General features: G+C 65.5%; 12 protein-coding genes. 6 read left to right on the forward strand and 6 right to left on the reverse strand.

All coding sequences use genetic code 11. The features are described from left to right. The 4 genes from polA to nadB all read right to left on the reverse strand — a co-directional run bounded on the left by polA (position 1) and on the right by nadB (position 6,711). Entirely contained in the window at positions 1-2,784 is a 2,784-nt protein-coding gene (gene polA / locus Q0L25_RS08820) for a DNA polymerase I (protein ID WP_296613451.1), read from the reverse strand. Positions 2,785-3,012: 228 nt separating this feature from the next. Further along, positions 3,013-3,705, reverse strand: a complete 693-nt coding sequence (locus Q0L25_RS08825) for a 2OG-Fe(II) oxygenase (protein WP_296613453.1) — start codon at positions 3,703-3,705, stop codon at positions 3,013-3,015. A 59-nt stretch (positions 3,706-3,764) separates the two neighbouring features. Further along, on the reverse strand, positions 3,765-4,871 hold the full coding sequence (gene bla, locus Q0L25_RS08830) for a class A beta-lactamase (protein ID WP_296613455.1): 1,107 nt from the start codon (positions 4,869-4,871) through the stop codon (positions 3,765-3,767). 253 nt (positions 4,872-5,124) lie between these two features. After that, entirely contained in the window at positions 5,125-6,711 is a 1,587-nt protein-coding gene (gene nadB, locus Q0L25_RS08835; RefSeq protein WP_296613456.1) for an L-aspartate oxidase, read from the reverse strand. 95 nt (positions 6,712-6,806) lie between these two features. Between nadB and Q0L25_RS08840 the strand changes: the two genes are divergently transcribed. Further along, the gene (locus tag Q0L25_RS08840; protein ID WP_296613458.1) at positions 6,807-7,229 is read left to right on the forward strand and encodes a nuclear transport factor 2 family protein; all 423 of its coding nucleotides are present in this window, start codon (positions 6,807-6,809) and stop codon (positions 7,227-7,229) included. On the opposite strand, the gene Q0L25_RS08845 is transcribed toward Q0L25_RS08840, so the two are convergent. Continuing rightward, complete coding sequence (locus tag Q0L25_RS08845) at positions 7,226-8,152, reverse strand: ABC transporter ATP-binding protein (protein ID WP_296613459.1); 927 nt, start codon at positions 8,150-8,152, stop codon at positions 7,226-7,228. The two genes, Q0L25_RS08840 and Q0L25_RS08845, sit on opposite strands and share 4 nt — an antisense overlap. Before the next feature lie 86 nt (positions 8,153-8,238). Here Q0L25_RS08845 and Q0L25_RS08850 point away from each other — a divergent pair, with 86 nt between their 5' ends. After that, positions 8,239-8,850, forward strand: coding sequence for a hypothetical protein (locus Q0L25_RS08850; RefSeq protein ID WP_296613461.1), 612 nt, complete (start codon positions 8,239-8,241; stop codon positions 8,848-8,850). A 111-nt stretch (positions 8,851-8,961) separates the two neighbouring features. On the opposite strand, the gene Q0L25_RS08855 is transcribed toward Q0L25_RS08850, so the two are convergent. Beyond that, positions 8,962-9,600: a hypothetical protein gene (locus tag Q0L25_RS08855; RefSeq protein ID WP_296613462.1), complete on the reverse strand. Its 639-nt coding sequence runs from the start codon at positions 9,598-9,600 to the stop codon at positions 8,962-8,964. Between the two features lie 85 nt (positions 9,601-9,685). Between Q0L25_RS08855 and Q0L25_RS08860 the strand changes: the two genes are divergently transcribed. The 4 genes from Q0L25_RS08860 (at position 9,686) to Q0L25_RS08875 (ending at position 12,151) form a co-directional block, all read left to right on the forward strand. Beyond that, positions 9,686-9,919 (forward strand): zinc-finger domain-containing protein, encoded by a 234-nt coding sequence (locus Q0L25_RS08860; protein WP_296615645.1) that lies wholly within the window; start codon positions 9,686-9,688, stop codon positions 9,917-9,919. Continuing rightward, positions 9,919-10,155: a hypothetical protein gene (locus tag Q0L25_RS08865; protein ID WP_296613464.1), complete on the forward strand. Its 237-nt coding sequence runs from the start codon at positions 9,919-9,921 to the stop codon at positions 10,153-10,155. Before Q0L25_RS08860 ends, Q0L25_RS08865 begins: the two co-directional genes overlap by 1 nt. Before the next feature lie 27 nt (positions 10,156-10,182). Next, complete coding sequence (gene tldD, locus Q0L25_RS08870) at positions 10,183-11,610, forward strand: metalloprotease TldD (protein ID WP_296613466.1); 1,428 nt, start codon at positions 10,183-10,185, stop codon at positions 11,608-11,610. A gap of 151 nt (positions 11,611-11,761) precedes the next feature. Next, entirely contained in the window at positions 11,762-12,151 is a 390-nt protein-coding gene (locus Q0L25_RS08875) for a hypothetical protein (RefSeq protein WP_296613468.1), read from the forward strand. Positions 12,152-12,156: the final 5 nt, after the last annotated feature.

Consider the following 12,156-nt stretch of genomic DNA (forward strand, 5'->3'; position numbering starts at 1 on the left):
TCAATGCGCCGCGCCCCAGCTGGGGCCGGTGCCGATCTCGACTGCGAGCGGCACCGATAGCGGCACGGCGGGTTCCGCCGCGGTCGCCATGACATGTTCGATCACCGGCTTGGCCGCCTCCACCTCGGCCTCGGGGACCTCGAACACCAGCTCGTCATGGACCTGGAGCAGCATCTTGGTGCCGGTGAGGCCGGCATCGGTCAACGCCGGCCCCATCCGCGCCATCGCGCGCTTGATGATGTCGGCGCTGGTGCCCTGGATCGGCGCGTTGATCGCGGCGCGCTCCGCGCCCTGGCGGACGTGCTGGATCGGCGCGCGGATCTGCGGGAAATGCGTCTTTCGGCCGAACAGGGTCTCGGTATAGCCTTTCTGCCGCACATGCTCGAGCGTCTCGTTGATATAGGAGGAGATGCCGGGGAAGCGGTCGAAATAGCGCGAGATCATCGCCTGCGCTTCTTCCGCATCGATCTCCAGCCGGGCGGCCAGGCCCCAGCGCGAAATGCCGTAGAGGATGGCGAAGTTGATCGTCTTGGCGCGCCCGCGCGTGTCGCGATTGACCTCTCCGAACAATTCCTTGGCGGTCGCGGCGTGAATGTCCTCGCCGCGCAGGAAAGCATCGCGGAGCGGCGGAACGTCGGCCATGTGCGCCGCCAGCCTGAGCTCGATCTGCGAATAGTCGGCGGCCAGGATGACGTTGCCCGGCTCGGCGACGAAGGCGTCGCGGATCTGGCGGCCGATCTCGGTGCGGATCGGGATGTTCTGCAAATTGGGATCGGTCGACGACAATCGCCCGGTCTGCGCGCCGGTCAGCGAATAGCTGGTATGGACGCGCCCGGTGTCGCGATCGATCTGCTGTTGCAAGGCATCGGTATAGGTCGATTTGAGCTTCGACAGCTGGCGCCAGTCGAGCACCAATCCGGCGATCGTCACGCCCTCCGCCTTCATCTTCTCGAGCACGGTGACGTCGGTCGAATAGGCGCCGGACTTGCCCTTCTTGCCGCCCTTCAATCCCATCTTGTCGAACAGGATCGCGCCCAATTGTTGGGTCGATCCGATCTGGAACGGCTGCCCGGCCTCGGCCTGGATCTCTTCCTCGAGCCGCGCCATTTCCTGCGCGAAGCGGCTCGACAGGCGCGACAATTGGTCTCGGTCGACCTTGATCCCGGCGCGCTCCATCGCGGCAACGACCGGAATGATCGGGCGATCGACCATTTCGTAAACCCGCGTCGCGCCTTCATAAGCGAGCCGCGGCTTGAACCGCGTCCATAGCCGCCAGGTCACGTCGGCATCCTCGCCGCCATAGCGGGTCGCTTGGTCGAGCGGCACCTGGGCGAAGCTGATGGCTTTCTTGCCGGTGCCGGTCACGTCCTTGTAGCTGATGCAGGTGTGCTCGAGCGTCGCGTGCGCCACTTCATCCATGCCGTGCCCGGCGAGCGACTGGCCGGCGTCGAGATCGAAGCTCATCACCATCGTGTCGTCGATCGGCGAAACCGGCAGGCCGTGGCGGATCAGGACGTTGATGTCATATTTGATATTGTGCCCGATCTTGAGCACGCCGGGCGCGGTGAACAACGGCTTCAACCGGCTCACCACATCCGCCAGCGGCAGCTGCGGCGGGACCTCGCCAAACATGTCGTCGCTGCTCTTGTGCCCGACGGGTATGTAGCAAGCCCGCCCCGGCGCGGTGGCGAGGCAGATGCCGACCAGATTGGCGGCCATGCTGTCGAGCGAATCGGTCTCGGTATCGATCGCGATCGTGCCGCTGGCGTGGCTTTCGGCGATCCACGCGTCCAGCCGCTCGATGCTGGTCACGGTTTCGTACGTGTCGCAATTGATCGGCGGCAATTCGATGAAATCGGGCGTGACCGGCCCAGCGGTCGCGACTGCGGCGGCGACCGGATCGGGCTGCTCGCGGCCCGGCGCATGTGCCGCCATACGCGACAACAGCGTCTTGAACCCCTGATCCTCGAGGAACGCGCGCAATGGCTCGACGGGAATGCCGTCGAGCTTCAGCTCGTCGAGCGTGTGCGGCACCGCGGTATCGACATGGAGCGCGACGAGCTGGCGCGAGAGCCGGGCCATCGCTTCATGCTCGATCAGGTTGTCGCGCATCTTGCTCGGCTTCATCCCGGGCGCGGCGGCCAGCACCGCATCGAGATTGCCATATTCCGAAATCAGCTTGGCGGCGGTCTTGGCGCCGATCCCCGGCACGCCGGGAACATTGTCGACCGCGTCGCCCATCAGCGCGAGTACGTCGCCCAATTGGTCGGGCCGCACGCCGAACTTCGCCTCGACATATTCCGGGCCGCGGCGTTCGTTCTTCATCGTGTCGAGCATGTCGACGCCGGGCTGGATCAATTGCATCAGGTCCTTGTCGGAACTGACGATGGTGACGTCCCACCCGGCCTCGACCGCGCGGCAGGTATAGGTGGCGATGATGTCGTCGGCCTCGAACCCCTCTTCCTCGATGCACGGCAACGAGAAGGCGCGGGTCGCCTCGCGGATCAGCGGGAATTGCGGGACCAGGTCTTCGGGAGGAGGCGGACGCTGCGCCTTGTATTTGTCGTAGAGATCGTTGCGGAAGGTGTGCGAGCCCTTGTCGAGCACGACCGCAAGATGGGTCGGCCCCTCCGCCTTGTCCAGTGCGTCGGCGAGCTTCCACAGCATCGCGGTATAGCCATAGACCGCGCCCGCCGGCGTGCCATGCCGGTTGGTCAGCGGCGGGAGCTGGTGATAGGCGCGGAAGATATAGCCCGAACCGTCGACGAGATAGAGATGAGGCATCGCCAAAGGAGATAGCGTCCCGCGCGCGCGGGAACAAATGGTTAGGTCAGGTGGCGGGCGATTCTGCCGCCTAACCCGTCGCCCTGGGCTCGTCCCGGCGTCCAAGGTGCCTCCAGCGTCGGACTCGAACCTCTTGCTTCACGCCTGGCTCGCGTTGGACCCCGGGACAAGCCCGGGGTGACGTTGGGAGTTGTGCTAAGGCCGTCCGTCCCTCCGGCGGGGCGCTCCCTACGCCGCGTCGTGGAAGATGATTCCCAAAGTATGCCGCCGCCCCGACCGCAACGTGCTGACGCCATGACGCATAGCTACGCGATAATCGCCGCGCGCCCCGGCTACCGGCCGGTGGTTGACCGCAAACACCACCGCATCCCCTTGGGCGAGCGGCACCACTTCGACCCGCGACTGCATGCGCGGGCGCTGTTCGGTCAGGACGAATTCGCCGCCCGCGAAATCCTGGCCCGGGCGCGAGAGCAGGATCGCGACCTGGAGCGGGAAGACGTGCTCGCCGTACAGATCCTGGTGCAGGCAATTATAGTCACCGGGACCATAACGGAGCAGCAACGGCGTCGGCCGCGTCTGACCCGCTTCATGGCACCGCGCGAGGAACGCGCCATGCTCGGCGGGGAAGCGCGTTGGCAGGCCGAGCCGCTCGTGCCAGCGATTGGCGATCGGGGCCAGGCGCGGATAGAGCGCCGCGCGCAACCCGCTGATGGGATCGGGCAGCGGATAGCGATAGTAACGATATTCGCCGCGCCCGAAGCCGTGGCGCGCCATCATTACGTGACTGCGAAACTGTCCCGGATCGTCATAGCCGACGGCAATCCGCCTACAGTTGTCGGAATCGAGCAGGCCGGGCAGCACCGCCCAGCCGCGCGCATCAAGGTCGCCGGCGAGCGCGGCCCAATCGTGATCATCGTTCATGCAACCGCCCATAGGGCGCGGCTTTGCCGGACCGCGCCCCGGGGATTGCGGTCAAAAAATTACCAACGGTGGTTGGTCACCACGCCCGTCACCACCGCCTGCATCAATTGCTGGCGCTCGGGGATGGTCTTTGGCGTGTCGCCGATCATCACAGCGATGGCATAGGCCTTGCCGTTGGGCGCGATGAGGAAGCCGACGTCGTTATAGCCGGCGGTCCGGCCGCTGAAATCCTGGCCGGTCCCGGTCTTGTGCCCGAACGTCCAGCCTTCGGGCACCGCACCGCGCAGCCGCTGGCGCCCGGTATGGGAGGATTCCATCGTCGACATCAGATATTGGGTCGAGGCCGGCGAGAGCAATTCGCCCTTCTTCAACCGGGCGAGCGCGGTCGCGATCGCGCGCGGCGCGGCGCCGTCGGGCGGATCGGCGATATAGCGCTCGAACGCGTCCATCCGCGTCGATGCCGGAATTTTCGAGCGCGCGGCCTCGAACGCGCGGCCGGTCGAATATTGCGGTTTCCATTCGAGCCCGGCGGTGAAGCTCTGCAACAGGCGCTCGCCCGGTCCGAAACGGATATCGGCGATCCCCTTCTTCGCCAGGAAGGCGCGCACCGCGGTCGGCCCGCCGGCCAGCCGCAACAGGCAGTCATTGGCGGTATTGTCGCTCTGCGTCAGCGCGCGCTGCAGCAATTCGCCGACGGTGGTCTTGTAGCCGTCATCCTTGACCAACGCCGCGATCGGCTGATGGAACAAGGTCAGGTCGTCCTTGCGCACGGTATAGGGGTCGTTGAGCGTCAATTTGCCCTGATCGCGCAGGTCCAGCACGGTCATCGCGACCCACAATTTCGACACGCTTTGTTGCGGCAATTTCAGATCGCCGTTCGACGTGACCGTCCAGCCGTCGTCGATGCTCGTCACCGCGATGCCGACCTTGCCACCGAAATTGCGCGTCAGCGAAGGCACCAGCGCGGTCAGCGCGGCGGGCGCCGGCACCACCGGCTTGGCCACCGGGATCGGCTGCACCACTTCGCGCGGCGGCGCATAGGCCACCGGCGGCGATACGGCGCGCGCAACTCTGTTGGACTGGCTGTCGGAGACGCAGCCCGCGATCGCGAGGCCGGCGATTGTACCCAACGCTATTTTACCGAAACGCTTCACAGAACGACCCATGACCCCCGCCCGTGTTTTCTCGACGACGAGAGTATCGCAGGAAACCGGTTGCGGAATCCCTGAGATAGGGTCTCCGCGATGAACCGCACCTGAAAAGCGGCGGGCCGAGCAACCAACCCGCTGAGATTCCGTGAGATCACGTTTTAGCGATTCTGCTGCGCAGAATCGGATGCGGTGCCAGCCCGCTCCCCCACCCGACCGCCCAATCAGGATATTCTATGGGCGGTCGGGTGGGGGAGCGGGCTGGTGCCGTCTACGGAACAAGAACCGTGTCGACCGCGACCGGCAAGGTTTCGGGATAATCGAGCGTGTAATGCAGGCCGCGCGATTCGTGGCGATGCAGCGCCGAGCGCACGATCAGGTCCGATGTCTGGAGCAGATTCCTGAGCTCGATCAGGTCGGGCGTCACGCGGAAATGCCCGTAATAATCCTCGACCTCGCCGGTCAGCAGCTTGATCCGGTGCGCCGCGCGTTCGAGCCTTTTGGTGGTGCGGACGATGCCGACATAATTCCACATGAAGCGGCGGATCTCGGTCCAGTTCTGCTTGATCACGACCTCTTCGTCCGAATCGGTGACGCGGCTTTCGTCCCACGGCCGGATCGCGGGCGGCGGCGGCAAATCGTCCCAATGCGCGTTGATGTGCCGGGCGCAGGCCTCGCCGAACACGAAACATTCGAGCAGCGAGTTGGACGCCAGGCGGTTGGCGCCGTGGAGTCCGGATTCGGTGCATTCGCCTGCAGCATAGAGGTGCGGGAGATCGGTACGCCCATCCAGATCGATCACGATCCCGCCGCAGGTATAATGCTGCGCCGGCACGACCGGGATCGGCTCCTTGGTCATGTCGATGCCGAGGCCCTTGAGCTTCTCATAGATCGTCGGGAAGTGATGGGTGACGAACTCGGCGCCCATATGGCTGATGTCGAGATGGACATAGTCGAGACCGAGCCGCTTGATCTCATGGTCGATCGCGCGCGCCACCACGTCGCGCGGCGCGAGTTCGGCGCGCGGATCGAAATCGGGCATGAAGCGATAGCCGGTTTCGGGAATCTTGAGCTGCCCGCCCTCGCCGCGCACCGCCTCGGTGATCAGGAAGTTCTTGACCTCGAGATTGTAGAGACAGGTGGGGTGGAACTGCATCATCTCCATGTTCGAGATGCGGCAGCCCGCGCGCCACGCCATCGCGATGCCGTCCCCGGTCGCGCCGCGCGGCGCGGTCGAGAACAGATAGGTGCGCCCCGCCCCGCCCGTCGCGAGGATCGTGGCATTGGCGGTGAACAGCTCCACCCGCCCGGTCGCGCGGTTGACCGCATAGACGCCCCAGACGTTGCCCGCGCCCGAATAGCGCTCCTCGTGCTTCGAGGTGGCGAGATCGACTACCACCATGTCGGGGACGAGGGTGATGTTGGCGTGCGCTTGCGCGGCATGCAGCAACGCCTCCTGCACCGCCCAACCGGTGGCGTCGTTGACATGGACGATGCGGCGATGGCTGTGCCCGCCCTCCCGCGTCAGATGGAGGTCGCCGCCTTCCTTGTTGAACGGCACGCCGAGCTCGATCAGCCGCTCGATCGCGCGCGGCGCGTTCTCGACGACGAATTCGACGGTCTTGCGGTCGTTCAATCCCGCGCCGGCGATCATCGTGTCCTCGATATGGCTGTCGAACGTGTCGCCCGGCTCGAGCACCGCGGCGATCCCACCCTGCGCCCAGGCGGTCGAGCCCTCGGCGAGGCCGCCCTTGGCCAGGACGGTGACGCGGAAACGATCGGCGAGGTTGAGCGCGGCGGTGAGGCCCGCGGCACCGGAGCCGATGATCAGCACGTCGGAATTGTGGGGGTCGGTCACGTCGCTCTCCGCTGCAAGCTGCGCCGGACTAGTCGCGGAAAGGGCGCTATTGCAAATTCAGCCGCGTGATACAGTCGCTCGCTGGGGAGAGGACGATGGACGATCGCCTACAGGAAGTGGAGCGAGCCGCGACTCGCTGGATGCAGGCATGGGTGGCGCTCGACCGTGCCACGCTCGACGACAGCCTAGCCGAGGATTTCACCCTGACCGTCTCCGCTTTTCCGACACGCCCGATGACGCGGCAGGCATGGCTCGACACGTGCGACCGCTATCGCTGTTCGCGCTTTGCCTATCGCGACGTCCAGGTGCGCCCGATAGGGGACGGCCTGGCAGCGATGTCGTCGATCGCCGAGCAGGAGGCCGAGCTCGACGGCCACGATCGCTCGGGGGCTTTCTGGCTGACCGACCTGTGGCGCCGAGAGGATGACGGCAAGTGGCGGGTGTTCGCGCGGTTCAGCGGTTATCCGGAGCCAAGCCGCGCCTCGGCCGAGGCGCTTGCGAGCCTCCGCGAAAGCTAGGCAGCGTTCGACTCGCGCGTCAAGTTGAGGAACACGTCCTCGAGATCGGGCTCCTTGGTCGAGACGTCGATGATTGCGTAACCACCCTTCTGCACCGCATCGAGCACTTGGCCGGCATTGGCCTGATCCTTACGATACGTGATCTCGAGCACACGCTCGCCCTTGAGCTCGACTTTCTGGAAACAGCTGGCTTGTGGCGTGGAAGCGATGTCGCGGTCGACTGTCACCTCGACCACCTTTTCCTGCGCCATGCCGACCAGGTCGCGGGTCGGCTCGTTGGCGATCACCTTGCCGTGGTTGATGATCGCGATGCGGTCGCACAGCTCTTCGGCTTCCTCGAGATAATGCGTGGTCAGCACGATCGTCACGCCGCGCTGGTTGAGTTCGCGGACATAGGCCCAGAGCTGCTGGCGCAATTCGACGTCGACACCCGCGGTCGGCTCGTCGAGCACCAGCACGGGCGGGGAATGGACCATCGCCTTCGCCACCATCAGCCGGCGTTTCATGCCGCCCGACAGCGTGCGCGAATAGGCCTTGGCCTTGTCTTCGAGATGGACCGCGCGGAGCAGGTTCATCGAGATGCGCTTGTTCTTCGGCACGCCGTACAGCCCGGCGGTGATTTCCAGCGTCTCCAGCGGGGTGAAGAAGGGGTCGAAGGTGATCTCCTGGTTGACGATACCGATTGAATATTTGGCATTGCGCGGATGCTCGTCGACGTCGAACCCCCAGATTTCGGCGCGGCCGGAAGTCTTGTTGACCAGCCCGGCGAGGATGTTGATCAGCGTCGACTTGCCCGCGCCATTGGGACCGAGCAACCCGAACACCGATCCGCGCGGGACCTCGAAACTGACGCCATCCAGGGCGCGCTTGCCCCCCGCATAGGTCTTGCACAGCTGGTCGATTACGATGGCGGCGTCGGTCATAGCCCGGACTTAGGCGCGCTGACGCGCATCGCCAAGCCTTCGCACCGGTATTCGCGCGCCACGGCAGCCGCTAGAGCCTGTCGCGCATGAACGCCTTCGTCATCGCGGACCCCGGCATGGCCGCCGCACTTCTCTCTCGAGGCAAAAGCGAGATGCGCGTTCCCGCGCACAGCCCGCTCGCGTCTGTCGTGCCCGGCGATCGCATCCAGGTCCGCGAGGCATGCATCCCGGCGCGGATCGTCGGCGGCAAGCTCCACGCGACGGCCCGCCGCCGGGCCGAGCTGGTGGTGTTCGCCGATGGCTGGCGGCAGCATCGCGATGGCAGCCACGAGCGCGGGCGGCGTCCGACCGACAGCTACAGTCAGTGGCTCGGCGCGATGCATATGCCGGCCTGGGCGACGCGGCTGACGCTGGCGGTCGAGTCGGCGCGGCCGGGACGATTGCGCGAGATGACCCGAGCAGATGCCCGCGCGGAAGGCGTAATGCCCTCCTTCGCCGGCCTGCTGTGGCGCTGGCCCAAGCCGATCAATGGCCATCATCTCGACCCGCGCCGGGCATTCCGGGCGCATTGGGACCTGATCCATGCGCCCGGCGACCGCTGGGACGACGATCCGGACGTCGTGACGATAGCATTCCGCGTCGAGCGAGGCGTGACCGCAATTCCTCCCCGGCACGGGGAGGGGGACCAAGACGCGTAGCGGCTTAGTGGAGGGGGTCGCCCCCAAGCGATGACGTAGGTGTGGAGGGCCCCCTCCACCACTCGCTGCGCGAGCGGTCCCCCTCCCCGTAAACGGGGAGGACTTTTGACCCTACTTCACCTCTGGCGTGGCGAGCGCCGGAGCGATCGTCAGCGTCTGCTCGGTCGTGACCGATGTCCCCGCCACCTTATCCGTCACGGTCGCGACCACCCGATAGTCGCCGAACGGCCCTTCGGAATCCACGCCATAACCGAGTGCGCCATCGCCGATCATCGGCTTCTTGGAATCGGCCGGCGCGGTCTTGTTCCAGATGACGACGCCCTTGTTGTCCTCGTTCACCGTCCCGTCCGGCCGGGTGATCGCGAAATCGGCGACGATGTCGCATTTGCCGTCGGCATCAGCCTTGCAGCCACGGAAGATCAAGAGCGTGAAGAGCGGTTTGTCCGCGACCGTGCGCGTCGTTTCGTTCTTCGCGCCGTCACCGATCTTCCACGCGGCGATGAACGCCGCGGCGTCGGACGCCGCGACCTGCATGACGGCGAACCCATCCTTCTCGGCGATGTTGAGCGCCGGCGGTGGGAGTTTGGTCCTGGCCTTCGGCTTGGCTTTACCCTTGGCCGCGGTCGGTTTGGCCGGCGTCGGCTTCGCGGCAGCCTTGGCCGCACCGGGCTTGGTCGCCGCTTGGGGCATGGCGGCGGCCGGAGCCGCCACGATCAGGGCGGCGATCGCCGCAAGCTTTACTAGGATCATGGGGGGCATCGTGCGTCGCGGGGTCGAGCTTGGCAAGGCAGCGGGAGAGATTGATGCCGCCGACGCGCCTTGCTATCGCGCCAGCATGATCGCACCGCCCGAAATCGTCCGCGTCTCCCATCCCCGCGTCGCCTGCGACGGCGCGACCGACATTCCCGGCGGCGCGGCGCTGGGCCACCCCCGCGTGTTCCTGCAGATCGACGAGGCCGGCTATGTCGATTGCGGCTATTGCGACCGCCGCTTCGTCCTGATCGGCGGCCCCGCCGACGGCGCCGACCAGAGCCAGTTGCCGGATCACCCGGCGGGTGCCAGCCTCTGATGTCAGGCGCCGTGGCAGAGTTGGCCTCCGAGTTACGGCGCTCTTACGATTCAGCCCCAAAAAGTCGCAAGGCGGCGAGCATTCATTTGTTCGGCATCGCGCATGCGGAAACCTTGAGAAGTGTTAGCAAGGCCGAGGTCGTTGAACGCGCGGGCTTGCCGGTGTCTTATGTCACCGAGCTTAATAAGGGTACGAATCTCGCCGAATATGTTCAGATCGTGAAGCCGCTGGCTTGACGGATTAGGCGCCCTATATTGGCGGGCATGACCAGTCCCGCCGACCCCCGCCAGTTCCTGTATCGCGACCAGCTCGACCCTGAAGAGGCCAAAAGGCTGACCGCTGCAGCGCTCGACCATGCCGATGACGGCGAGCTCTATCTGCAATATGCCCGGTCGGAGGCGTTCGGGTTCGACGACGGGCGGCTGAAGACCGCCAGCTACGACACGCATTCGGGCTTCGGCCTGCGCGCGGTGTCGGGCGAGACCACCGCCTTCGCCCATGCCAATGAGATCAGCGCGCCGGCGATCCTGCGCGCGTCGGAGACGATGGCGCTGATCGATCCGTCGACCGGCCCCAAGGCGCCGCCGCCGCAGCATACCAACCGGCATCTTTATACGGATGCCGATCCGCTCGACATGATCCCGTTCGCCGACAAGGTGAATTTATGCCAGACGATCGACGCCGCCGCGCGCGCCCGCGATCCGCGCGTCGCCCAGGTCTCGGTCAGCCTGTCGGGATCGTGGAACGTGGTCGAGGTCGTGCGACCCGACGGCTTCACCGCGACCGACGTGCGGCCGCTGGTCCGGCTGAACGTCTCGATCGTGGTCGAGCATAATGGCCGGCGCGAGACCGGCACGTTCGGAATCGGCGGCCGCTATCTCTACGAGTCGCTGTTCGATCCCGCGACCTGGAACCGCGCGATCGACGAGGCGCTGGCCCAGGCGCTGGTCAATCTCGACTCGGTCGCCGCTCCAGCGGGCGAGATGACCGTCTTGCTCGGGCCGGGCTGGCCCGGCGTGCTTCTGCACGAAGCGATCGGCCATGGGCTGGAGGGCGATTTCAACCGCAAGGGCACGAGCGCTTTCTCAGGCCGGATCGGCGAGCGCGTCGCGGCGCCGGGCGTCACCGTGGTCGACGACGGCTCGATCAATGCGCGGCGCGGGTCGCTGTCGATCGACGACGAAGGCACGCCGACGCGCGAGAATATCCTGATCGAAGACGGCATCCTCAAGGGCTATATCCACGACCGCCTCAACGCGCGGCTGATGGGCGTCGAGCCGACCGGCAACGGTCGCCGCGAATCGTTCGCGCACGCGCCGATGCCGCGCATGACCAACACCTTCATGAAGGGCGGCCAGGACGATCCCGCCGAATTGCTCAGCCGGGTCAAGAAAGGCATCTTCGCCAAGTCGTTCGGCGGCGGCCAGGTCGATATCGTCTCGGGCAAGTTCGTGTTCAGCTGCACCGAGGCCTATCTGATCGAGAACGGCAAATTGGGCGCGCCGATCAAGGGCGCGACCTTGATCGGCGACGGGCCCAGCGTGCTGACCAAGGTCACCGGTATCGGCAACGACTTCGCGCTCGACGAAGGCGTCGGCATGTGCGGCAAGGGCGGACAGAGCGTGCCTGCGGGCGTCGGCCAGCCGACCTTGCTGGTGTCGGGGCTGACGGTGGGCGGAACGGCTGTTTAAAGGCCTGGTTTTTCCGCCATGCCGGCCTTGTGCCGGCGTCCATTGTGCAGCGCATCCGTCGGTCCTTGGATTTGCGGCCCGGTGGACCCCGGCACAAGGCCGGGGTGACGATTTGACTTGGTCGTATCGATTCTAAGACTCGGGGAGTCATATGGGCGTTTTGTGGACGGTTTGGCCTCTCGACGAACAGATGCGTGCATGGCTCGACGATCAGGGAATAGCATTCCCTGACAAGGGCTCGCGGTTCCCGACAGGTATCGAGATTAAGCAGATGCTTGCAGCCTTTCCCGGCTCCGCCAAGATAACCGACAACGGTATCGGCGCTTCTTACTCTGCCTTCCTTACGCAAGGAGCCGCAGACGACGAATTGTGGACGCTGCTTCAGATCACCGAATTCACCGGTGACGATGAGCCACAACAGCTTTGGTTCGAGAAAGGCCATGAGCAGTTGATTGCTGATGTCCTTCGTAAATTGACGCCGGCTTGCGGCCCGCTCGCGCTGATTGCCGATGTCGGCGATCCCCCGCAAATCATCGATTGAGGCAT

Origin of the sequence: Sphingomonas sp. (assembly GCF_024508665.1) — a bacterium.
Lineage (GTDB): Bacteria > Pseudomonadota > Alphaproteobacteria > Sphingomonadales > Sphingomonadaceae > Sphingomonas.

Bases quoted from the DNA above. Each gene is read 5' to 3' on its own strand.
- Q0L25_RS08840 (WP_296613458.1), top strand. From the start codon at position 6,807: ATGGACGATCGCCTACAGGAAGTGGAGCGAGCCGCGACTCGCTGGATG.
- Q0L25_RS08825 (WP_296613453.1), bottom strand. From the start codon at position 3,705: ATGAACGATGATCACGATTGGGCCGCGCTCGCCGGCGACCTTGATGCG.
- Q0L25_RS08850 (WP_296613461.1), top strand. From the start codon at position 8,239: ATGAACGCCTTCGTCATCGCGGACCCCGGCATGGCCGCCGCACTTCTC.
- bla (WP_296613455.1), bottom strand. From the start codon at position 4,871: ATGGGTCGTTCTGTGAAGCGTTTCGGTAAAATAGCGTTGGGTACAATC.
- tldD (WP_296613466.1), top strand. From the start codon at position 10,183: ATGACCAGTCCCGCCGACCCCCGCCAGTTCCTGTATCGCGACCAGCTC.
- polA (WP_296613451.1), bottom strand. From the start codon at position 2,784: ATGCCTCATCTCTATCTCGTCGACGGTTCGGGCTATATCTTCCGCGCC.
- Q0L25_RS08875 (WP_296613468.1), top strand. From the start codon at position 11,762: ATGGGCGTTTTGTGGACGGTTTGGCCTCTCGACGAACAGATGCGTGCA.
- Q0L25_RS08845 (WP_296613459.1), bottom strand. From the start codon at position 8,152: ATGACCGACGCCGCCATCGTAATCGACCAGCTGTGCAAGACCTATGCG.
- Q0L25_RS08860 (WP_296615645.1), top strand. From the start codon at position 9,686: ATGATCGCACCGCCCGAAATCGTCCGCGTCTCCCATCCCCGCGTCGCC.
- Q0L25_RS08855 (WP_296613462.1), bottom strand. From the start codon at position 9,600: ATGATCCTAGTAAAGCTTGCGGCGATCGCCGCCCTGATCGTGGCGGCT.
- Q0L25_RS08865 (WP_296613464.1), top strand. From the start codon at position 9,919: ATGTCAGGCGCCGTGGCAGAGTTGGCCTCCGAGTTACGGCGCTCTTAC.